Source organism: Nocardia lijiangensis NBRC 108240, assembly GCF_001613045.1.
GTDB classification, from domain to species: Bacteria; Actinomycetota; Actinomycetes; order Mycobacteriales; family Mycobacteriaceae; genus Nocardia; species Nocardia lijiangensis.
In genome coordinates, this window is the sequence record NZ_BDBP01000088.1 from 15,119 (window position 1) to 34,104 (window position 18,986).

21 protein-coding genes, 1 tRNA gene and 1 pseudogene are annotated in these 18,986 nt (G+C 66.1%); 7 read left to right on the top strand and 16 right to left on the bottom strand.

Going from position 1 to position 18,986, the window contains the following annotated elements; genetic code table 11:
- Positions 1 to 33: 33 nt before the first annotated feature.
- Genes NL1_RS28195 through NL1_RS28210 form a run of 4 tightly spaced genes read right to left on the bottom strand, consistent with a single transcriptional unit; the run spans position 34 to position 2,721 of the window.
- Positions 34 to 600: a class IV adenylate cyclase gene (locus tag NL1_RS28195; RefSeq protein WP_067845410.1), complete on the bottom strand. Its 567-nt coding sequence runs from the start codon at positions 598 to 600 to the stop codon at positions 34 to 36.
- Positions 590 to 1,273: a class I SAM-dependent methyltransferase gene (locus NL1_RS28200; protein ID WP_067845411.1), complete on the bottom strand. Its 684-nt coding sequence runs from the start codon at positions 1,271 to 1,273 to the stop codon at positions 590 to 592. The genes NL1_RS28195 and NL1_RS28200 overlap by 11 nt, the downstream gene beginning before the upstream one ends.
- On the bottom strand, positions 1,260 to 1,844 hold the full coding sequence (locus NL1_RS28205; RefSeq protein WP_218024496.1) for a P-loop nucleotide/nucleoside kinase family protein: 585 nt from the start codon (positions 1,842 to 1,844) through the stop codon (positions 1,260 to 1,262). The genes NL1_RS28200 and NL1_RS28205 overlap by 14 nt, the downstream gene beginning before the upstream one ends.
- Positions 1,822 to 2,721 (bottom strand): radical SAM protein, encoded by a 900-nt coding sequence (locus tag NL1_RS28210; protein ID WP_067845413.1) that lies wholly within the window; start codon positions 2,719 to 2,721, stop codon positions 1,822 to 1,824. Before NL1_RS28210 ends, NL1_RS28205 begins: the two co-directional genes overlap by 23 nt.
- A gap of 299 nt (positions 2,722 to 3,020) precedes the next feature.
- On the opposite strand from NL1_RS28210, the gene NL1_RS28215 reads away from it, so the two are divergent.
- Both NL1_RS28215 and NL1_RS28220 read left to right on the top strand, forming a co-directional pair.
- On the top strand, positions 3,021 to 3,617 hold the full coding sequence (locus tag NL1_RS28215; RefSeq protein ID WP_218024497.1) for a DUF5919 domain-containing protein: 597 nt from the start codon (positions 3,021 to 3,023) through the stop codon (positions 3,615 to 3,617).
- 10 nt (positions 3,618 to 3,627) lie between these two features.
- Positions 3,628 to 4,095, top strand: a complete 468-nt coding sequence (locus tag NL1_RS28220; protein WP_067845415.1) for an NUDIX hydrolase — start codon at positions 3,628 to 3,630, stop codon at positions 4,093 to 4,095.
- Here NL1_RS28220 and NL1_RS28225 read toward each other — a convergent pair.
- The 3 genes from NL1_RS28225 to NL1_RS36900 all read right to left on the bottom strand — a co-directional run bounded on the left by NL1_RS28225 (position 4,083) and on the right by NL1_RS36900 (position 7,121).
- Positions 4,083 to 4,646 (bottom strand): HD domain-containing protein, encoded by a 564-nt coding sequence (locus NL1_RS28225; RefSeq protein ID WP_067845416.1) that lies wholly within the window; start codon positions 4,644 to 4,646, stop codon positions 4,083 to 4,085. The two genes, NL1_RS28220 and NL1_RS28225, sit on opposite strands and share 13 nt — an antisense overlap.
- Positions 4,647 to 4,735: 89 nt before the next feature.
- Positions 4,736 to 5,761 carry a PM0498 family protein gene (locus NL1_RS28230; protein ID WP_422615832.1) on the bottom strand — a complete coding sequence of 342 codons (1,026 nt, stop codon included), beginning with the start codon at positions 5,759 to 5,761 and terminating at the stop codon, positions 4,736 to 4,738.
- Between the two features lie 610 nt (positions 5,762 to 6,371).
- Positions 6,372 to 7,121: an alpha/beta fold hydrolase gene (locus NL1_RS36900; protein WP_084511037.1), complete on the bottom strand. Its 750-nt coding sequence runs from the start codon at positions 7,119 to 7,121 to the stop codon at positions 6,372 to 6,374.
- An 87-nt stretch (positions 7,122 to 7,208) separates the two neighbouring features.
- Here NL1_RS36900 and NL1_RS36905 point away from each other — a divergent pair.
- A pseudogene (locus tag NL1_RS36905) lies at positions 7,209 to 7,547 on the top strand (tyrosine-type recombinase/integrase); the annotation flags it as partial.
- A 172-nt stretch (positions 7,548 to 7,719) separates the two neighbouring features.
- Here NL1_RS36905 and NL1_RS28245 read toward each other — a convergent pair.
- The 5 genes from NL1_RS28245 to NL1_RS28265 all read right to left on the bottom strand — a co-directional run bounded on the left by NL1_RS28245 (position 7,720) and on the right by NL1_RS28265 (position 12,421).
- Positions 7,720 to 7,792: transfer RNA gene (locus NL1_RS28245), tRNA-Ala, on the bottom strand.
- 80 nt (positions 7,793 to 7,872) lie between these two features.
- Positions 7,873 to 9,057: a divisome protein SepX/GlpR gene (sepX, locus tag NL1_RS39725; protein ID WP_067845451.1), complete on the bottom strand. Its 1,185-nt coding sequence runs from the start codon at positions 9,055 to 9,057 to the stop codon at positions 7,873 to 7,875.
- 362 nt (positions 9,058 to 9,419) lie between these two features.
- The gene (locus NL1_RS28255) at positions 9,420 to 10,070 is read right to left on the bottom strand and encodes a GNAT family N-acetyltransferase (RefSeq protein WP_067845420.1); all 651 of its coding nucleotides are present in this window, start codon (positions 10,068 to 10,070) and stop codon (positions 9,420 to 9,422) included.
- 12 nt (positions 10,071 to 10,082) lie between these two features.
- The gene (glp, locus tag NL1_RS28260; RefSeq protein WP_067845421.1) at positions 10,083 to 11,339 is read right to left on the bottom strand and encodes a molybdotransferase-like divisome protein Glp; all 1,257 of its coding nucleotides are present in this window, start codon (positions 11,337 to 11,339) and stop codon (positions 10,083 to 10,085) included.
- Between the two features lie 125 nt (positions 11,340 to 11,464).
- Positions 11,465 to 12,421: a UTP--glucose-1-phosphate uridylyltransferase gene (locus tag NL1_RS28265; RefSeq protein ID WP_067845423.1), complete on the bottom strand. Its 957-nt coding sequence runs from the start codon at positions 12,419 to 12,421 to the stop codon at positions 11,465 to 11,467.
- A 77-nt stretch (positions 12,422 to 12,498) separates the two neighbouring features.
- On the opposite strand from NL1_RS28265, the gene NL1_RS28270 reads away from it, so the two are divergent.
- The 4 genes from NL1_RS28270 to mscL all read left to right on the top strand — a co-directional run bounded on the left by NL1_RS28270 (position 12,499) and on the right by mscL (position 14,797).
- Positions 12,499 to 13,104, top strand: a complete 606-nt coding sequence (locus NL1_RS28270; RefSeq protein WP_245673592.1) for a 5-formyltetrahydrofolate cyclo-ligase — start codon at positions 12,499 to 12,501, stop codon at positions 13,102 to 13,104.
- Between the two features lie 69 nt (positions 13,105 to 13,173).
- Positions 13,174 to 13,467, top strand: coding sequence for an FmdB family zinc ribbon protein (locus NL1_RS36910; protein WP_084511039.1), 294 nt, complete (start codon positions 13,174 to 13,176; stop codon positions 13,465 to 13,467).
- 101 nt (positions 13,468 to 13,568) lie between these two features.
- Positions 13,569 to 14,237, top strand: coding sequence for an SAF domain-containing protein (locus tag NL1_RS28275; RefSeq protein WP_067845428.1), 669 nt, complete (start codon positions 13,569 to 13,571; stop codon positions 14,235 to 14,237).
- 143 nt (positions 14,238 to 14,380) lie between these two features.
- Positions 14,381 to 14,797 (top strand): large conductance mechanosensitive channel protein MscL, encoded by a 417-nt coding sequence (gene mscL / locus NL1_RS28280; RefSeq protein WP_067845431.1) that lies wholly within the window; start codon positions 14,381 to 14,383, stop codon positions 14,795 to 14,797.
- 304 nt (positions 14,798 to 15,101) lie between these two features.
- Here mscL and NL1_RS28285 read toward each other — a convergent pair whose 3' ends face one another.
- The 4 genes from NL1_RS28285 to NL1_RS28300 form a co-directional block, all read right to left on the bottom strand.
- Positions 15,102 to 15,773, bottom strand: coding sequence for an MspA family porin (locus NL1_RS28285; protein ID WP_067845434.1), 672 nt, complete (start codon positions 15,771 to 15,773; stop codon positions 15,102 to 15,104).
- Between the two features lie 137 nt (positions 15,774 to 15,910).
- Positions 15,911 to 16,585 carry an MspA family porin gene (locus NL1_RS28290; protein WP_067845437.1) on the bottom strand — a complete coding sequence of 225 codons (675 nt, stop codon included), beginning with the start codon at positions 16,583 to 16,585 and terminating at the stop codon, positions 15,911 to 15,913.
- Positions 16,586 to 17,283: 698 nt separating this feature from the next.
- Entirely contained in the window at positions 17,284 to 17,778 is a 495-nt protein-coding gene (locus NL1_RS28295) for a MogA/MoaB family molybdenum cofactor biosynthesis protein (protein WP_067845455.1), read from the bottom strand.
- 71 nt (positions 17,779 to 17,849) lie between these two features.
- Positions 17,850 to 18,986, bottom strand: a 1,137-nt coding sequence (locus NL1_RS28300; protein WP_084511043.1) for a S1C family serine protease, incomplete at its 5' end; no start/stop codon positions are given.

The window sequence follows — 18,986 nt, forward strand, 5'->3', positions numbered from 1 at the left end:
GAGGGGTTGTTCAGCACCGCCAGGCAAGATCCGCTAGACAGGGCGAACCGGGTCGAGTTCGTTGAACAGCAGGGTTGGCTCTGCGAGAATGTCGCGCCCGACCTCGGTCTTGTAGATTTCGTCGACGCTGCCGAAACGGGCCACAGAGTAGTCGAGGCCCAAACTGGCAGCGGCGCTACGAACCGCGGCCTCGTCGGGACCTTCGATCTCCAGGAACGTCGGAAGGCCGGGCCAAGTGTCGATGTCGAATACTGTGTCGCCCAGCTGCCACTCCTCGCGGTAGTTCTCTTGGTACCGCATTTCGCGCAAACCGAGTCGGGTCAGGATCTCTGCCATCGCGGGCAGGTCCCCGACAGTAGTTTCGATCTCGGTTGTGCCGTCGATCGTCGAAGCGTCGGTGACCTGCTTGAGCGTCAGGGTCGAGCGCGTTCCCTCGTCACGCAGCCGAACCCAGGCTCCTCGTGCGAGGGCCTCGTCTTCAAATATTTTGCGGGTCAACAGTGTTCGAGAGAATGATTGAGTGGCGCCGAGGGCGATCAGCGCGGTTCGTACGGCTTCGACGTCTACGGACAGGAACTTGGCTTCATACTCATGCTTCATCGTGGCTGGGTCCGCCTTTCGCATGGTCGTCCGGATGCCTTTTGGCGATGAGCACGCCCATCCGGTGCGTATGGTCGTGCAGTTGCCCCACGTGGGCACGTTCGAGAAACGGGTCGGTCTGCAAAGTCAGCAGCACGTCCCAAGCGTCACCGAAGTAGCTGATAAGGACGTCCGGGGTGGTGTAGTGCTCGATCTCATGATGCCGCTTATCCACCGGCATCATGAACTCTGCCCCGAACACCCCACCAGGGTGGACGAGCTGCTGCATTCGAGCGATGAATTCAACCAACGGACGCCGATGGTTCGCGCTGTAATGCCATGAGCAACTTGTCCAAACGGCATCGGCCACCACATCAGCGGGATCGCTATCCAGAAAGTCCTCCGCCACGATGCGGACGCGGTGCTGCAGGTCGGCATCCTTCAGTCGCTCGATCAGGCCAGGCGCGTAGCCGAGGCCGGATACTGGCAGCAGAACCTCACCGCCATAGAGCGCCAGCGGATCCTTCTCGATCGCAATGACGTTGTATCCGGCCTCGGCGAGCGGGAGGACGAACTTGCCGTCACTGGCACCGATCACGGCGACCGTCGCACCGGGCCGACACTCCTCGGCCAGCGCCCGACAAAACAGCGGGAAGAAGGTCAGGGTTTGTTCCCAAAGGCTAGTGGTTGACACGATTCGCTCCAGTTACGTTGAAAGACAGGATCGTTCGGACCGCCTCGTCCGGTGTCCCTGTGGTGGTGTCGACCTGATGAATGGGAAACCGGCGGTAAGCAATGGCGAGTTGGTCGGCGTGCTGCTCGCCGAGAACGTCCCAGCGCGTCATCTGTTTGTCGCGCTCGGCCAAGCGTTTGAGTCGTTCCCCCGGCTCGCAAACCAGCTGGTAGGTAACCGGTTGCGGCAGATCGTCCGGTAGAGCGACCTCGAGCTTCGCGCCGAACACGCTATGGGTCGTCAGGCAGCGAGCGAAGTAGCTCTCGACCACGACTGGAATCCCGGCATCGAGGTAGCGCCGGATCTGATCACTTGCTGTGAACAGCGCCGACAGAAAGAAGCACATCCGGGCATCGGCGTTCTCGTAAGGATCGAGTTCCCGCCGCAGTGGCTGGTAGAACGGTGGGACCGTGGGTACCAGCACTGCCTGGCGCGCCTCGGCGAGCAGCGGCGCGACCGTCGACTTGCCGGTGCCGGGTAGACCTTCGATGCTTTCGAACAGCGGGCGCTCAGATATTGCCATACACCACATCCGGAATGGCCAGTGTCAGTTCGTGATTAGCTGACGGGCGGTAGGTGATTTCGTTCGCGTCCTTGTCGTACCAGAAGGCGTGCGAATCTTTGCCCACGGCCTTGCACGACATGGTCAGCGCGCCGCGGGGGTCGGACTCGATCCTGTCGATGCCGTAGCGCCCGGTCGGTACAGCGCAAACTGGCGCACCGTCCTCGGAGAGGTCCTCATCGAGGATCACCTCGATTCCCAATCTGGCGTTACGGAGCTGCTTCCGGAGTCGCTCGTAGTCTGCCGGGTCGGTCACCAGCATGTCCGGGTGCCGGGCGGCGTTGCCGACCGGCCGCAGCTGGTGCAGTTTGAGCTGTGAAACGTCCAATGCCGCCAGCGTGCCGACAAGCTCCACTACTTCGCTGATGTTGTACCGATTCACCGTCAGCGTCGCCCCGGTGGGCACTCCCAGATCGCGCGCCAGAGCGATGGCTTCGAGTGCCGCGGTGTAACTTCCGGCTTTACGGATCAGGTCGTTGGTGGCCCCGACCCCTTCGAGGGAGATGCGCAGCAGATCGACGCACGGCGCGATCTCGCGCAGGCGTGGCCCGATACGGTAGCCATTACTGCAGATTTCGACGGTCAGTCCGAGGGTGTGTTTGGCGTAGCGGACCACGCGTGGCAGGTCCTTGTAGACGAACGGTTCGCCACCGAGCAAGGTCACCGCCTCGGTGGCGTACTGCTGCTGCATGAGCCGCATCAGGTTGCATGCCTGTTCAGCGGTGTACGCGTCGGCATATTGCAACCGCTCGCCGTGGAAGCAGTGCTTGCAGGCGAAATTGCACCGATACAGCAACTGCAGATACAGCATCTTGATCTGACGAATACCTGTGGTTTCCCGGATCACGGTGGCCCCCTTGGGTTTCTAGGCGAGGGAGATCATCGTGTCCGGTGACAGTGGGACTGCGTAACCGCGTATGGGACGCCGCGAAGGACGTCCCGGAACGTTTGGGCGACGCGTCATGGTGTGCTTGCCCAAACCGACTGCGGTTGGGTTCCATTGAAGGTGTGAATGTCCGGCTTCAGTCCGTGCTCCACCAGCGGGGGATCGTGCCCGAGTCGTTGGCCAACGTCTGCCAGGTCGACCCGAAGACGGTCAGCCGTTGGCTCGGTGGCCGGGTACCGCACCCCAGACACCGCCGACGCTTGGCCGACCACCTGCGTGTGGAAGAGACCTTCCTGTGGCCGCCTCCCCCGGATGCGCCGCCGGTACCGAAAAATGTCGAGCTCGTCGCGACCTATCCCAATCGGGCGGAGGTACCACGGGAGACCTGGCTCTCGCTGCTGCGCGAAGCCACCGAGCAGATTGATGTGCTCGTTTTCTCCGGGACATTCTTCGCGCAATCGAATCCGCATGTCGCGAAGATGCTCATCGAGCGGGCAACGCAGGGTGCTCGCGTCCGCCTCTGCTTCGGCAACCCGGACGGCCAAGCCGTCGCCGCCCGCGGCGAGGAAGAAGGCATTGGTGACACCCTGGCAGCAAAGATCCGGGCTTCTCTGACCTATTACCGCGCGCTGCTATCGCACGAGCACTGCGAGGTACGGCTCCACGACACGACCCTGTACAACTCGTTGTTCCGCTACGACGACGTCCTGCTGGTCAATCCCCACATCTGGGGACAGCCAGCCAGCGCCAACCCAGTCCTCCAACTCAAACGCACAGGTGAGACAGGGTGGTTCGACAACTACACCGAAAGCTTCGACGCCATCTGGGCTGACGCGCAGCCCTGGACCCCTACGTGAGAGGCCAACCATGGGCAGGATCGAGTACTACCACGACCCGAAAGCACCCAAGCCTAATTCCCTTGTGGTGGCATGCAACTTGCTCGTCACTGACGAGTCCGGGGCGATCCTGCTACAGCGCCGCCGAGACACCGGGCAATGGGCACTGCCCGGCGGCGCCATGGACTTCGGGGAAACCGCAGCCCAATGCGCCATCCGCGAATGCGAAGAAGAGACCGGCATCACCGCAGAGATCACCGGATTCCTTGGCGTCTACAGCAATCCGAACCACATCGTCGCCTATACCGACGGCGAAGTACGGCAACAGTACGAGAACTGCTACATCGGCCAGCCGATTGGCGGCGAGCCGACGATCAACGAGGAAGCCGACGGCGTCACCTGGGTATCCCCAAAGGATTTGGATCAGTATGACATCCACCCCAGCATGCGCAAGCAGATCGGCGACTACCTGTCCGGGAACTACCCCTACCTCGGCTGAGCGGCCAGAGCCTGCTCGATTCGAGCTGCGGTGGAGAGGATTTCGGGCTCGGCCCGCTGGATGAATCTGCCCACCACGGTATCTGGACCGTAGCGCGCAACGATCTCGGCGATCCGAGCAAGTGCCGTGGTCGGCGAGCCGTCGGGGGTGGTGGTTATGTCGCAGTATGTCAAGGCATCCACCAGGAGCTGATCGTCGACGATCGGGAATTCGGCTTCGAGTTCTGCACGCAGGCCGCGCTCTTCGGCCTCCAGCAGCGCGAATGTGTGGTTGGCGACCAGCCGAACCAGCCGGTCGTCGGTCTGATGCTCGTCACGCAGAAAACGGGCACCGTCGAGCGGATGGAAGCCGGTCACGGCGAGCCCCGGCGCATAACCAACATCGTGCAGGATAGCGGCGGCAATGAGGAGGTCGTGGTCGAACGTGACAACCGATGCGAGCCCGGTGGCAGCGCGAGCTACCCCTTGCGAGTGTGCCCAGCGGCGAGGCAGCGCTTGTGCCAGCTCGTTCTGAGCTGTCTGCCACGCCCAGGACAATTGGTAATTCGCCACCGCCTCACGGTACCGAAATTCATTCGCTCGGTATGCGACATGACAGTGCGGTGGCAACAGGGGGCAGTGGCGTCATCAACGAATCCGATTCAGTGCTCGCCCGGCTCGCCCTGGCCGTAGATGACGATCTCTACCTCGGCCACCGCGGCTAGCTCGATAGACCGCTCGAGCTTGTCCAAAGGCAGGAAACCCAGCACCAGTCCATCCTCGCCGATGAAAACACCGATCAACGCTGTACCGACCGCACGACATTGATCGGCCAAGAACCGCAAGTAGGGCTGTAGATTGGTCTCGCTTTTCCATGCCTCGATATCGCTGTCGTACCAGTCCCAGGTCAACCCTTCCGGACAGGTGGGCAGCAGCCCTAGGCGTGCGCGGATCGCTTCGGGATCGGTGATCACGCGCGAGAAGTAGGCCAAGCCACTGTCGATGCCGTCGAACAAGGCCTCGATCAGCGCATCTTCGGGATCGAACGCTGACCACGACGCATTCTCGAGGACGTACTCCAATCTGCCACGAGCCTTCTCGATGTCGGGTGCGAGGAGCTCGACGAGGTCGAAGAGCGCCGCCCGTTGCGCCGCAGCGATGTGCGCGCCATGGAACCTATCGCTGGGCCGGGGAAGGAAGTCGATGACCACTACATAGTCTCGGTCGTAACTGTCGAGGTCATCGAGTAGCCAGCTTTCACCGGGCCGGATCCGATGAAACCTGAACTTGCCGTTCGTGTCGTTGGTCGCAACGATGCACCGCAACGGAATCGGGGTGCTCAGCTCACCGGCCAACCGCCCCACCTCCCGAGCCAACGCAATCCCCTGCGTGAGCAAGGTGCGCTGCGCGTCGACACCGATGCTCGGCCCATCGGCATACGTACTGTCCACGGGCACAAAATCTTCCAGATGGAAGTCGGTATGAGAGCATTCCCACCCCGTCAGGTCGAGGAAGAGCCCCGGTGCGTCGTCAGCATGCGCAGGAACCGGCGCCCAGCACACCACCTCACCGCGGCATCCGATCCCGCCGTCCACCCAGGTGCGCAACCCGGACGCCAAACCCTCTTCCGGATCCAAACCACCGAAGCCCTCCCGCAGACCGAGCAGCCTCGCCGCTCGGTCGTTCATCGTCACCGTGAGCACAATCCAACTATCGCTTGTACCGGCATCCGAACGCATGGCCGTGTGAACAGGCTTCGAGTAAGTAACCCGGGCGCGGGGTCTGGGCCCGAGAAGGACAGCCTCGCGCTGCGCATCCCTGGTCCAAACGCCTTCCACATCTGACCCTCACAGACCTTCCATACGCCTCGCAGCGATTACAACCTCTGTGAGGGGTGCAAAGCCGTTGCGAGGATGGTTCAGGCGTGCGCGTGCAGCGCAAGCAGAGCCGTCGGCGGACCCCGGACTAGGCGGAGGCCCGCAATAGGAACTTTCAACTACCTATCGCAACCGAACGCACATTCGATCAGCGGGCACGCTGGTTGAATTTGTTGGGACTTGGTTGGATGCGTTTGCAGCTTCCCGTCGGCGTGTCGAATGTGCGACACACCGTGCATGTTCGACGTTAGCTATCAATTGGCAACAGGTCCGAGTGGCAAGTCCCGAAGGGGCGCGGCAGTGTCCCGACGCTTTCGATCCGATGCAGACTCGTTGCATCTGATGCGTTGTTGATCGAAGCCGATGCCGACTCGCCGGAACTGATCCGGTGACCGCTGTTGCCAGGTCGAAGCGGCGCAGGTCAGCTCGATTCCGTGCCGCTGCCCGATGAGAGAAATTCTTCGAGCCGGTCTACGAAACCCGGTGCCGCCGGGACGAAATGGCCCGCACCTGGTGCTATGAGCCGTTGTGCCCCGAGTGCGTCGGCGAGCAGGTCGCAGATCCGTTCCAGGCCGGGAGAGTGTCCACCCGATGCGACTAGAACAGGGACATCGACCGAGCGCAAGGCGGTCAGGTCCGGTCGTGCTTGCCCCGGTAAACGAGCGCCCCACGCGCGGCGCACGGCCCCATCGGACAATTGACCCCCTCCCCCATCCGGTGCCCCTGCGAGAGTGAGGAATTCGCGCAGTATTGCGGGGTCGGCATCGAGTCCGTGGGTGAGCACCGCATTTCCCAGACTCTCCAGTCGAGCCACTTCCGGATCATCAGGAGCTAGGAAGTACAAGGGTGGTTCGATGAGGGTGAGCGAGCGCACGGTCCCGGGTGCCTGGGCGGCGGCGAGGAGCGCCCCGAGTACCCCGTAGGAATGGGCGACCACGTGCGGGCGCCGATCCCGGAATACACCTTCGAGATCGTCCGCGTCGATCTCGAAGTCCTGTTGCCCACCCGGTGGCGGCGGACTCGCACCGAAGCCGCGTCGGTGCACGAGCAGCAGCGTCCACCGCGTGGACAGCGGTTGCAGCCCGGTCCAGGTTGCCTTCGGCCCCGCGCCACCGTGCACGAGTGCCACCGCCGGTCCGGTCCCGTGCTCGAGGATCGTTAGAGCTTGCATGACTTCGAGTGTCCGCCATGCGGTCGAAACCGGGTACCCTGGACTTCTTTGCACCTCAGATTTACTGAGCCACACAGCCTTCCACGCAACACCATCGCCCTACCCGATTTCGCCGTTCAGATGTTGAAGCGTCGAGCGGCACTCGCGGCCCGGAAACTGGCGTCACCTCCCGACTCGGGCGCACCAAGGCTCGATCTGGTGTTCCCCTCGGCGGTGTGGACGCTGCGCGATCCGCAGAACGTCGGCCACGAATGGCAGCGCATTCGTGACGCCCTCGGTATGGCCGACGACATCACCGCACACAGCTTCCGTCATGCGGTGGCGACGATCCTCGATGATGCCGGACTGTCGGCGCGAGTCACCGCTGATGTCCTCGGCCATGCCGACCCGGCCATGACACAACGGCACTACATGGCGCGGTGCCGGGGAGGGCGGGGGTTGCGAGTCCCGGGGCGGGAAACCGTTCCGAAATGGCGAGCCCAGGCACGGGGGTCCGGGGGCGAAGCCCGCCGGGCGGGGTGTGGGGGTTGCACCCCCACAAAACACGCGGAACCCGCAAAAAAGGCGAGTGCTCTCCACGAGCACCCGCCTCCAAGGGTGGAGCTAAGGGGAATCGAACCCCTGACCTTCTCGATGCGAACGAGACGCGCTACCAACTGCGCTATAGCCCCGTGCGGTTCCCGGGGGAACCGCGCTGTGCCACTGTAGCAGGCGATTCAGCGAGATACCGAATCGCCCGCCTGAGCTGCGGTTATTCCCCGACGGCGCGGCGCATGTCGGTGCCGGTGCGCCCGCGAAGGGCGCGTGCCGCGGCAGGGTCGAAGGTGTCCAGGTGTTCGAACATGGGGTCTTCGTCGTCGGCGTCCAGGAGGACGGAGCGGCGGCGCAGGGCGCGGGCGGTGTCGCGGTCCATGCCGCGGCGGGTCGCGGTGTCGTCGGCGTGGTGCTGGTCGCCCTCGATGTCGTCGCGGCCGCGGGTGAGGCGGGCGGCGCGGCTGCGCCGGATCTCCTCTTCCATGCGGACCTGCCTGCGTAGGTACGCCAGGTAGGTACCGAGGCCGAGGACGAACAGGGCGCACGCCCACCACAGCAGCGGGTTGATGACGAGCGCGAGCGCCCCGCAGAGGATGCTCGACAGCAGCAGGCCGAGCACGGCGCGCTGCCGGAAGGTGTAGCGGGCCGCGCGGGCGATCGCGTCGGCTTCCGGATCGAAACCACCGCGGCCACGCCGGGTGGGGACGAATTCCGGTTCGGCCGAATCGGTTTCGAACTCAGGGTCCGAGACGTGCGCGGGTGCGACGGAACGGGCGGGCGGGATACGTGCCGTGGCAGGTTCGTGGTGCGCCGCGGCCTTTTCGTCGCTATCTGCGTCTTCGTCGTTATCGGCCCCTTCGTCGTCATAGGCCACGTCGTCATCATCGGCCGCCGCGTCCGCGTCCGCAGGCGTTCTGGCCGTGCCGGTGTCGTTCTCGTCCGAATCGAGATCCGCATCGAGTTCCGAATCGGGATCCTCCGTGCGGTCGGCCTCGCTCGTCACGTCGTCGTCCGGCTCGCTCGAATCCGCTTCGGCGGGTTCGTCATCGGCGTTGCCGGATACCGCGGTGCCCGCCTCCAGCGCAGGGATGTCGTCCCGCGCGTCCTTGTCCTCGTCGACCTCGGTGACTTGCTCGTCGGCCGGTGCGCTCATCCGGTCCTCCGCATCATCGCTGTAGAAACGCTTTCTCTGCACTCGGGTCGGCCGGTAATCCGGGTCGCTGTCGTGCCCGGCCGCCGGCCCTTTCTTCATGCGCCGTTTGGAGCCGCCGCGGTGCAATACGCGGGTCGCCAATGCCGCGTCGGTGGTCTGCCGAATCCTGGGGTGCCGGTCGGCCAAGATCGGGAACAGCACGAAGACCCAGAGCACGACCAGGCCGATCCACAGAATCGAATTCGGCATCAGGTCCACACCTCCGTCCCCGCGTGTTCGTCCGCTTGGCCCGCCCCCCGGATGACGCACCGCGCAGTGCGTTCGCTACCGCTCACGCGCTCGGACGCGGACCTCGGTCCGGAGGCGCCTCTCAGGCTCCCTGCCGGTGCGGCAAGACGCAGCACCGACGTCCGTAGGTTAATTCGGCGCCCCGCGCGAATACGGCAGGCGCGCCGTGCACATCCGCCACACCTGTCACAAGCCCCACCGTCCGTCCGCGTTTCTCGCGGGAGTTGACGTGTCACGCCGGTATCGTCCCGTCCGTCTATCGATTGCAGGATTTCTTTCCGGGTATTCCGAAGAGCAAATTTCTCGCAAACGAATTGCGGGCCTCAGGGCAGGATGACCCGCCCGTCTCGTACCAGCCGATCGAGCACAGTTCCGATGACTTCCTCGACCGTCAAACCGACGAGCAGATGGTCCCGCCATGCGCCGTCCACGTCCAGATAGCGGCGCAGCAAGCCTTCCTCGCGGAAGCCCACATTACGCAACACAGCCTGGCTGGCAAGGTTTTCCGGGCGCACGGTCGCTTCGACGCGGTGCAAACCGACCGGCCCGAAGCAGTGGTCGAGCCCGAGCGCGAGCGCGGCGGTGGCCACGCCCTGCCCGCTGAGGTCCTTGGCCACCCAGTAGCCGATCCAGGCCGAGCGCAGCGCGCCACGCACGATGTTGCCGATCGTCAACTGGCCGCTGAAGGTGCCGTCGACCTCGATGACGAGCGGGATCATTGCACCGCGCCGGGCTTCGGCCTTCAGGCTCGACCACAGCGAGGGCCAATTCGACGCGTGGTTGCGCGCCTCCCAGGCCCCGCGGCCGGTCGGCTCCCACGGCTCCAGGTGCTCGCGATCGCGCAACCGGATGCGGCTCCATGCCGTCGCGTCGCGCAACCGCACGGGACGCAGCGTGACCTGTCCCGCCGCGACGCGCACCGGACCGAGGCGCGCGGGCCATCCCGGATGCTGGGTGGCCCGGAAGACGTTCATGGACTCCACGCTTCAGCCACGCTGGGAGAGGAAGGCGACCTGCACCTCGTCACCGGTCCTGACCTCGGTGTCCTCCGGGTCGATGATGATCAGGCTGTTCGCCTCGGCCATGGTGGCCAGCAGATGCGAGGAACCGGCGCCGCCGCCGAGCGGCTGCACAAGGTAGTCGCCGGTGGACTCGTCGCGCATGAGCTGTGCACGCAGAAAACCTTTGCGGCCCACCATCGAACTGATCGGGGTGATGGTCCTGGCCCGGATGATGCGGCGCATCGGATGCCTGCGGCCCAGCGCGATCCGGATCAACGGACGCACCATCACCTCGAACACCACCAGTGCGCCAACGGGATTGGACGGCAGCAGGAAGGTCGGCACCTCGTCGCGCCCGAGCATGCCGAAACCCTGCACCGAGCCGGGATGCATGGCCACCCTGGCGATCTCGAGTTCGCCGAGCCCCTCCAGCGCCTCGCGCACCTGCTCGGAGGCCCAGCCGCCGACCGCGCCCGCGATCACGACGACTTCCGAACGCACCAGCTGTCCCTCGACCACGTCGCGCAGCCGCCGCGGATCCGCGCTGACGATGCCGACGCGATTCACATCCGCGCCCGCGTCCCGCGCGGCGGCGGCCAGCGCATAGGAGTTGACGTCGTAGACCTGCCCAGGGCCCGGCGTGCGATCGATGTCGATGAGTTCGCCGCCGACCGTGATCACCGAAAGCCTCGGACGCGGATGCACGAGCACCTTGTCCTGACCGACCGCGGCGAGCAGACCCACCTGGGCGGGGCCGATGATGGTGCCCGCGCGTACCGCGACATCGCCGGGCTGCACGTCGTCGCCGATGCGCCGCACGTAATCGGCCGAGCGCACGGGCTCGTAGACCTTGATCCTGGCCCGGCCGCCGTCGGTGAAATCCAGCGGCAGCACGGCGTCGGCGAGCGTCGGCAGCGGAGCGCCGGTGTCGACCCGCACCGTCTGGCGCGGCTGCAACCGGATCGGCTGCCGGGAACCCGCGACCACCTCGCCGACCACCGGCAGCGTCAGGTCGACCAATTCGCCGTCCTCGTTGCGGATATCGGACCCGGCGGCGGCCACGTCGACGCTGCGCACCGCGTAACCGTCGATGGCCGCCTGGTCGAATCCGGGCAGCGGCCGCTCGGTGATCACGTCCTCGGCGCACAGCAGGCCCTGGGCCTCGGAGATCGCGACCCGGACCGGCCGGGGCGCGACCGCCGCCGCGGTCACCTTGATCTGCTGATCCTCAACCGAGCGCATCCAGCCCTTCCTGATCTTCTCCGCACATCGAACCGATTCCGCCGCACGCGCTTCGGACGCAACCGCGTTCGGTGAACCATCATTCGTACCCGACGGTCCACTGTCGACGAAAGCCGAGCATTCGCTCAGTCGTCCGTCGTCAGCTGCGGATCCCAGTCCGGACCGAGCCGGTGCTGCAGCCACTCCCGCAGGGCGGGGCCGTATTCCTCTCGTTCCAAAGCGAAATCGACCGCAGCACGAAGATAACCGCCCGGGTTGCCCAAATCGTGGCGCGACCCACGGTGCACCACGACGTGTACGGGGTGCCCCTCCGCGATCAGCAGCGCGATGGCGTCGGTGAGTTGCAACTCACCACCGGCGCCCGGCTGGATTCGCCGCAGGGCGTCGAAGATGGCCCGGTCCAACAGGTATCGGCCCGCGGCCGCGAAAGTGGACGGCGCGTCGGCCAGCGCGGGCTTCTCCACCATTCCGTTGACCCGCAGCACATTCGGGTTGGTCGCGTCGGGCACCGGCGCGACGTCGAAGACGCCGTACGCGCTGACCTCTTCCTTCGGCACGTCGATGGCGCACAGCACGGACCCGCCGCGCTTGCGCCGCACCCGGCTCATCACGTCGAGCACGCCGCACGGCAGCACCAGATCGTCCGGGAGCAGGACCGCGATCGCGTCCTCGTCGTCATCGAGCACCTGTTCGGCCTGCGCCACCGCGTGGCCGAGGCCGAGCGGCTCCTCCTGCACCACCGAGGTGACATCCAGCAGGGCGGGCGCCTTGCGCACCTTCTCCAGCAGGTGGAATTTGCCGCGCTCGGCGAGGGTGCTCTCCAGCACCAGGTCCTCGACGAAGTGCGCGACGACGCCGTCCTTGCCCGGCGAGGTCACGATCACGAGCCGGTCCGCACCGGACTCGGCGGCCTCGCTGGCCACCAGCTCGATGCCCGGAGTGTCCACCACGGGCAGCAACTCTTTGGGCACCGTCTTGGTCGCGGGCAGGAAGCGGGTCCCGAGCCCGGCCGCTGGCACGACTGCCGTGCGGAAACACGACGTCAGCGCACCATCCGCGGACTGTCCTGCCATTGCTGTCATACGCACACCCTATCCATCCATCACCGCCCGACCGCCGTCGCGGCGACCCGGCACCCGGTGAGCTTATGGTGATCCCCATGGAGATGCCCGGCGAGCGCGACAAACATGCATGGCGTGGCGAAATTCTCGCCCGACGGGCCGCGCTGTCCGCGGACGAGCGTGAGCGAGAGGCGCTGGCGCTGGCCGAAGCGATCGGCAAGTTCGAGACACCGCTGGTCTCCGAATGGGTGTGCGCATACGTGCCGGTCCGCGATGAGCCGGGGTCGATGGCCCAGCTGGAAGCACTGCGGGAGACCGGTGCGCGCGTACTTCTGCCGCTCACCGGCGATGCGGAAGCGTTGAACTGGGCCGAGTACACGGGCCCTGCCGACCTGCGCCGGGCCAGGTACGGGCTGCGGGAGCCGAGCGGACCCGCACTGGGCGCCGAGGCCGTCGCGCTGGCCGAGCTGATCCTGATCCCCGCGCTCGCCGTGGACCGGCGCGGCGTCCGGCTGGGGCGCGGGGCCGGGCACTACGACCGCACGCTCGGCGCGGCCCGGCCGGACGCGAGGCTGGTCGCGGTGGTGCGCGACGACGAATTCGTGGATCGGCTTCCGGAAGAACCACACGACCTGCGGATGGGTTGGGTCCTCACGCCGTACGGCGGATTGCGGCAAATCGGCGGCGATCCGGTCGCGGAATGAACGACCGATTGGCGGCGTTGGCACTGTCGGCTGTAGAGTGCCAAGTTGACGAACCCTGCGGAGGATCCTGTGCCAACTTATTCATACGCGTGCACCGAGTGTGACAACCGCTTCGACATCGTGCAGTCCTTCACCGACGACGCACTGACGGTCTGCGAGAACTGCTCCGGGAAGCTGCGCAAGCTGTTCAACTCGGTCGGCATCGTGTTCAAGGGCAGTGGTTTCTACCGCACCGACAGCCGCGGCGGCGCGTCCACCGCGAGCGAGCCCGCGAAGTCCGACAGCAGCTCCAGCTCGTCGAGCTCCGACTCGAGTTCCTCCAGCAGCGCGAGCACGACCACCAGCACGGCCGTCGCCAGCTGATTCCGCGGCCGCCCGATTCCGGGTTGTCCACAGCCTCTCGTCTATCCACAGACCACCTTTTCGTGCGTCGCGCGGTGTGATTCTGGCCATAGGATCCGGCCATGACTCGCGCACTCGCCGATCTCGGTCGCGGTAGCCCGCTGCGCTTCGCGCTGTGGAACCGCCCGCCCTGGGCCGATGGCCTGCTCGCCCGCCGAGTGATCGCGGCGGCGCTGACGCTGCTGGCGGTCGTCCTGTTCGCGCGCGGGAATCCCGGCGCGGCACGGGCCGAGGTCGTCGTCGCGGGGCGTGATCTGCCGCCAGGCACAGTGCTCGAGCCGGGGGATCTGAAGTCGGTGCCGCGCGAATCGGGCACCCTTCCCGCGGGCGCGGTGCGCGATCCCGCGACGCTCCTCGGCGCGACGTCGACGGGTGCGATGCGCGCCGGTGAGGTGTTCACCGATCTGCGGGTGGTCGGGCCCCGTCTGGCCGAGGTGGCCACCGGCGCGCGTGATGCGCGCATCGTCCCGATCCGGTTGGCCGACAGCGCGGTCGCGGAGATCCTGCGCGCCGGCGACCGCGTCGATGTGATCGGCGGCGAGGAGCAGCACGGGACCGGCGCACGCCCGGCCCGCACCCTCGCGAGCGACGCCGCGGTGGTCCTGGTTTCCCAGCCCGGCGGACGGCGCGACGCGGCGGACCGGGTGGTGCTGATCGCGATGGATTCCGAGCGCGCCACGGTGGTCGCCGCGGCATCCCTGCACACCGCGCTCACGGTCGTCTTCCATTGACCGCGCACCGGCTCGAATCGAATTCGCGACGCGAATATGTTCGCCGAACATTAACCAACAAGGTCCATTAGCATTCCCGATACCCGGCACGCAGATTCCGCCGAGCCCGACCGTCGCTGTCGTCCGAAGAGGAGAGATCGGCAATGCTCAAGGGATTCAAGGATTTCATGCTGCGCGGAAACGTCGTCGACCTGGCAGTTGCGGTCATAATCGGCACCGCCTTCGTCGCGATCGTCACCGCGTTCACCGACGGCATCATCAATCCGGTGCTCGCCGTTTTCGGCGGGACCGATGAACTCGGCCTCGGTTTCCACCTGGTTGCCGACAAGCCAGCGACCTTCGTTCAGGTCGGCCCGATCATCACCGCGTTCATCAATTTCGCCCTCATCGCGGCGGTGCTGTATTTCGTGCTGGTGCTGCCCGCCGCACAGATGAAGAAGCGATACGGCGGCGCGGTGGAAGAGCCGCTGAGCGACACCGAGATTCTGGTTCAGATCCGCGATCTGCTGGCCGAGGGGCGCGAGAGCGCGGGCGGGCGGCACGAGTTCCGTGCCGAGTAGGAAGCGGGTCCTGAAGCAGCGCCCCAGCGGCCCGCTTCCGTCGGTTCGTCCGGTTTGTCCCCTCCGAACGACCATCCCAGCGTAACTCCGAGCAAATACGGGCGTTCATCGGTACGTCATCCGGAGTTACGCCAGCGGCCATCTCGAGACGCGAAACCCAGCAGCCGCGCAAACGACAACGGGCCCGTCGCCGAAGCGACGGGCCCGTTCGTTCGGGTCACCGGGCGCGCGACTCCACGAGTCCGCGACCGGACTAAGTCCGCCCGAACCCCGTAATTGGCCGGAGCTCAGGCGGACGAACGTATCAGCCGATGCTGAACGGCTGACCCCACAGCGTCACCCAGGTGACGACGTTGTCGGTCTCGACCTCGACGCTGACGAAGGCGCGAGCCTGCGCGTAGCCACCGCAGCCCGACAGGCCGATGGTGGAGTCCGACCAGGTGACAGAGCCGTTGCTGCCCTTGAACTTGTTGCGCTTCTTGTGCGACTCGTTGCCGAAGTCGTCGGCCTGCTCGATGTCGAGGATGTAGAACGAGGTCGCCTGGCCCGGGCCGAGCGACAGGTTGCCGCCGCTGGTCGCGCCGATGCTCGGCGACTCGCCCTCCCAGTCGCTACCGGCCTCGATGCCGCCCTCGGCGCCACCGCCCGCGATGTTCACCTGGCAGCCGACGGTGTAGCCCGGGAAGATCTTGCCGCCGGCTTCCGCGCCGGTGCCGGACAGCTCGACCTGAGCCGAACCGGAGACCCACGCGTTGCGGTGCACCGGGGTGGAGCCAAGGGACGGGCTGATGTTGGCGGACTCGCCGACCAGGCGGACGGTCACCACGGTGCCGTCGGACAGGTGCTTGACGATCTCGCCGCCCGGCAGCGGAACGAAGGTGTCGGCGTTGGCAGCGCCGGTGGAGAACAGGCCCATGGCGATAGTGGCGGCGGCGCCGACACCGGCAGCCCGCGCCACGTTCTTACGGTTGATCATTTGCAGTACCCCTCGAGGGTTGAATTCGCTTCAGCGAGAAGATTGTTCGTGGTTCGATCGGCAGCGGTCCGGAACCGGCAACGGTCGCCGATGCGACCGATTCCGGTCCGCGCGCGCCGCGCTGGACTCGACAGACGTCAGCCGATGCTGAACGGCATTCCGTACAGGGTGGTCTTCGAGTAGTGGTCACCGATGATCTCGACCACGGTGTACGCGCGCGCCTGGGCGTAGCCCGCGCAGCCCTGGATCTCGATCTCGGCATCCTGGTACTCGACCGAGTACACACCCGGCTTCAGGATGTCCTTGTAGTCGATCTGCACGAACTTGACCTCGCCGGGGCCGAGGTTCAGGCCGATGGACCCGCCCATGCTGAAACCGTCGAGGTTGACGCCGCCGGACACACCCGCGGAGATGGCGTCGTCGGCGATGCTGACCTGGCAGCCGACGATGTAGCCGGTGCTCAGCTGGGATGTGCCGTGCGTCGAGGAGTTGTTGCTGCCCGGGCCGCCCGCGGGGCCGTTGTTCGGGCCCACTTCACCCTCGGGGGTGACGGTGACATCGGCGGTGGCGTTGCCCGAGACCCAGACGACGCGACCGGCGCCGTTGGCGGCAAGGGACGGCGAAATCAGGGCGTGCTCACCCGTGCGGGTCAGGGTCACGCCCGCTCCGACCTTCTGACCGTCCGGCAACGGCACGAAGGTGTCGGCATTGGCAGCACCGGTCGACAGCAGGCCCATGGCAACGGCCGCGGCGGCGCCGACGCCCGCGACGCGGGCACCGCGACGCAGACCGTTGGTGCGGTTCTCGCTCATACTTCCCCTCATCAGGTTCAAACAGTCAACCTCGACCATCGAGGCTGGACGGTGGTCCTCTCAGGCCCAGCTCAGTTTGTCGCCCCTTTGTTGCCGATATGTAACCGGCTGTTATTTCGGCGCAACGGGCATCACTGGACTACGGAACCGAGCCTGGTTCCGCCGGATCGACAACATACGTGCCGAATCCGGGCCTGTGAGGACCTTCGTTTGGGTGGCTCTGGCGAGAGATTAAACGGTTAGTAACTGCCTGGCAACGTAAAGAAATGTAAAGATCAATGTGATGTAGATCACTAGTGCTGACATGCCAATATCGCTTGACGTGCATAAATGCAGGCGGGGATGTCGCACTTTCACGGAAACGGTCGTTTCGAGTCGCAACGACGCCATCGACCGTTTACGAGACAAGGCCGTAATCGATGGCGCAGATCACAGCCCGTTAAAGAAAACAGTGAGGAGGTAACGGGCGCATATAGCCCTAAAGTACGTACTTAAATAGTAGGAATTAGCTCAACCGTGGTGCGGAGGCACCTGGGAGCGCAACCAGTCGTCGCCGGAGCGGCGGTCGTCCGGGTCGTCGCCGCGTTCGTCGCGGGTGGTGTCCGGCAGGGTGTCGCCGAAGATCCGCGCCAGACGCGCGGCGTCCCTCGCCCGGCGCGCGGCGGGGCGAGGGACGTCGGAAGAGTCGGCGGCCGGAATTATTCGGCCAATCCCGACAGTTCGCCGATCACTTTGCTGGCGAGCGGCGAGAGGGTTGCCATACCGTCGCGGATGGCGGCGCGGGTGCCCGGCAGGTTCACCACCAGGGTGCTGCCCGACACGCCGGCGAGCCCGCGCGACAGCCCCGCGTCCAGCGAGCCCGCGACCCGGCCGGAGGAGCGCAGCGCCTCGCTGATCCCGGGCAGTTCCCGGTCCAGCACCTGCGAAGTCGCCTCCGGCGTCACGTCGCGCGGCGACATCCCGGTGCCGCCCACCGAGATGACCAGATCGACACCGCCGATCACCGCCGTGTTCAGCGCATTGCGGATCTCCACCTCATCGGCCTGCACCGACACCGACGCGTCCACGAGGAAACCCGCCTCGGTGAGCAGCTCGGTGACCAGCGGGCCGAGCGAGTCCACACCTCCATGCGCCGTTCGATCGTCGACGACCACCACCAGTGCACGCCCCGCCACAGGAGCATCGATTTCCATGGTGCTCACCGTAGCGCCTGTGCCGAGCAACCCGGCGGCGGCGCTGGACAATTCCGCGTCGCCGAGCCGCCTCACCGACCACCGCCCACGGGCGCGGCGGTGAGGGTCACCTCGACGGTCTTCGAATTGTTGCCTTGTTCGTCGGTGTAGGTGACCTTCACCTTGTCTCCCGGTTGGTGCGAACGGACGGCGGCGATGAGTGCTTCGCCGGAGTCGATGGCCCGGTCGTCCAGCTTGGTGATGATGGCGCCCGCCGGGATGCCCGCCTTGGCGGCCGGGCCGTCCGGCGTCGCCTCCAGCACCATCGCGGCGCTGTCCTGCGGCCGCAGCTTGATGCCGATCTGGGCGTAGGTGGCGTGGCCGGTCTTGATCAGCTCGTCCGCGACCCGGCGAGCCTGATCCACCGGAATGGCGAAGCCGAGGCCGATCGAACCGCTCTGCTGGCCGCCCAGCTCACCGACGCCGAGGCTGGCGATCGCGGTGTTGATGCCGATCAGCTTGCCGTTCGCGTCCACGAGCGCGCCGCCCGAATTGCCGGGATTAATGGCGGCGTCGGTCTGAATCGCGTCGATCACCGGCTGCGGGGCGTTGGGGTTCTGGCCGCCCTCGCCGCTGGTCGACACCGGCCGGTTCAGTGCCGAGACGATGCCGGTGGTGACGGTGCCCGCCAAGCCGAGCGGCGAGCCGATGGCGACCACCGGCTGACCGACCTGCAGATTCCCGGAGGTGCCCAGCTCGATCGGGGTCAGGCCGCTCTTGCCCTGCACCTTGATCACCGCGAGATCCGAGACCGGGTCGGCGCCGACCAGTGTGGCGGGCGCGCTGCTCCCGTCGGAGAACATGACCTCCATCGTGGCGCCCGTGCCGCCGCCGGAGGCCACGTGATTGTTGGTCAGGACCAGGCCATCGGAGGAGAGCACGACACCGGAACCCTCGCCCTGGGCGCGATTGCTCGCCACCTTGATCATCACGACGCTCGGCAGCACCTTCTGCGCCACCGCCTGGGTCGACCCCGCCGGCGCGTTGGAGGCATTGCTGACATTGGGCTTCGGCACGTCCAGCGCGTTGGTCACCGCCGTCCTGCCGTCGTCGGACCGGGTGGTCAGCGCGCCGACCGCCCCGCCGATGCCGCCGCTGACCAGCGCCAACGCCACCGCGCCCGCGACAAGACCGGCGCGGAACGGGCGCTGCGGTGGCTGCGGCGGCGG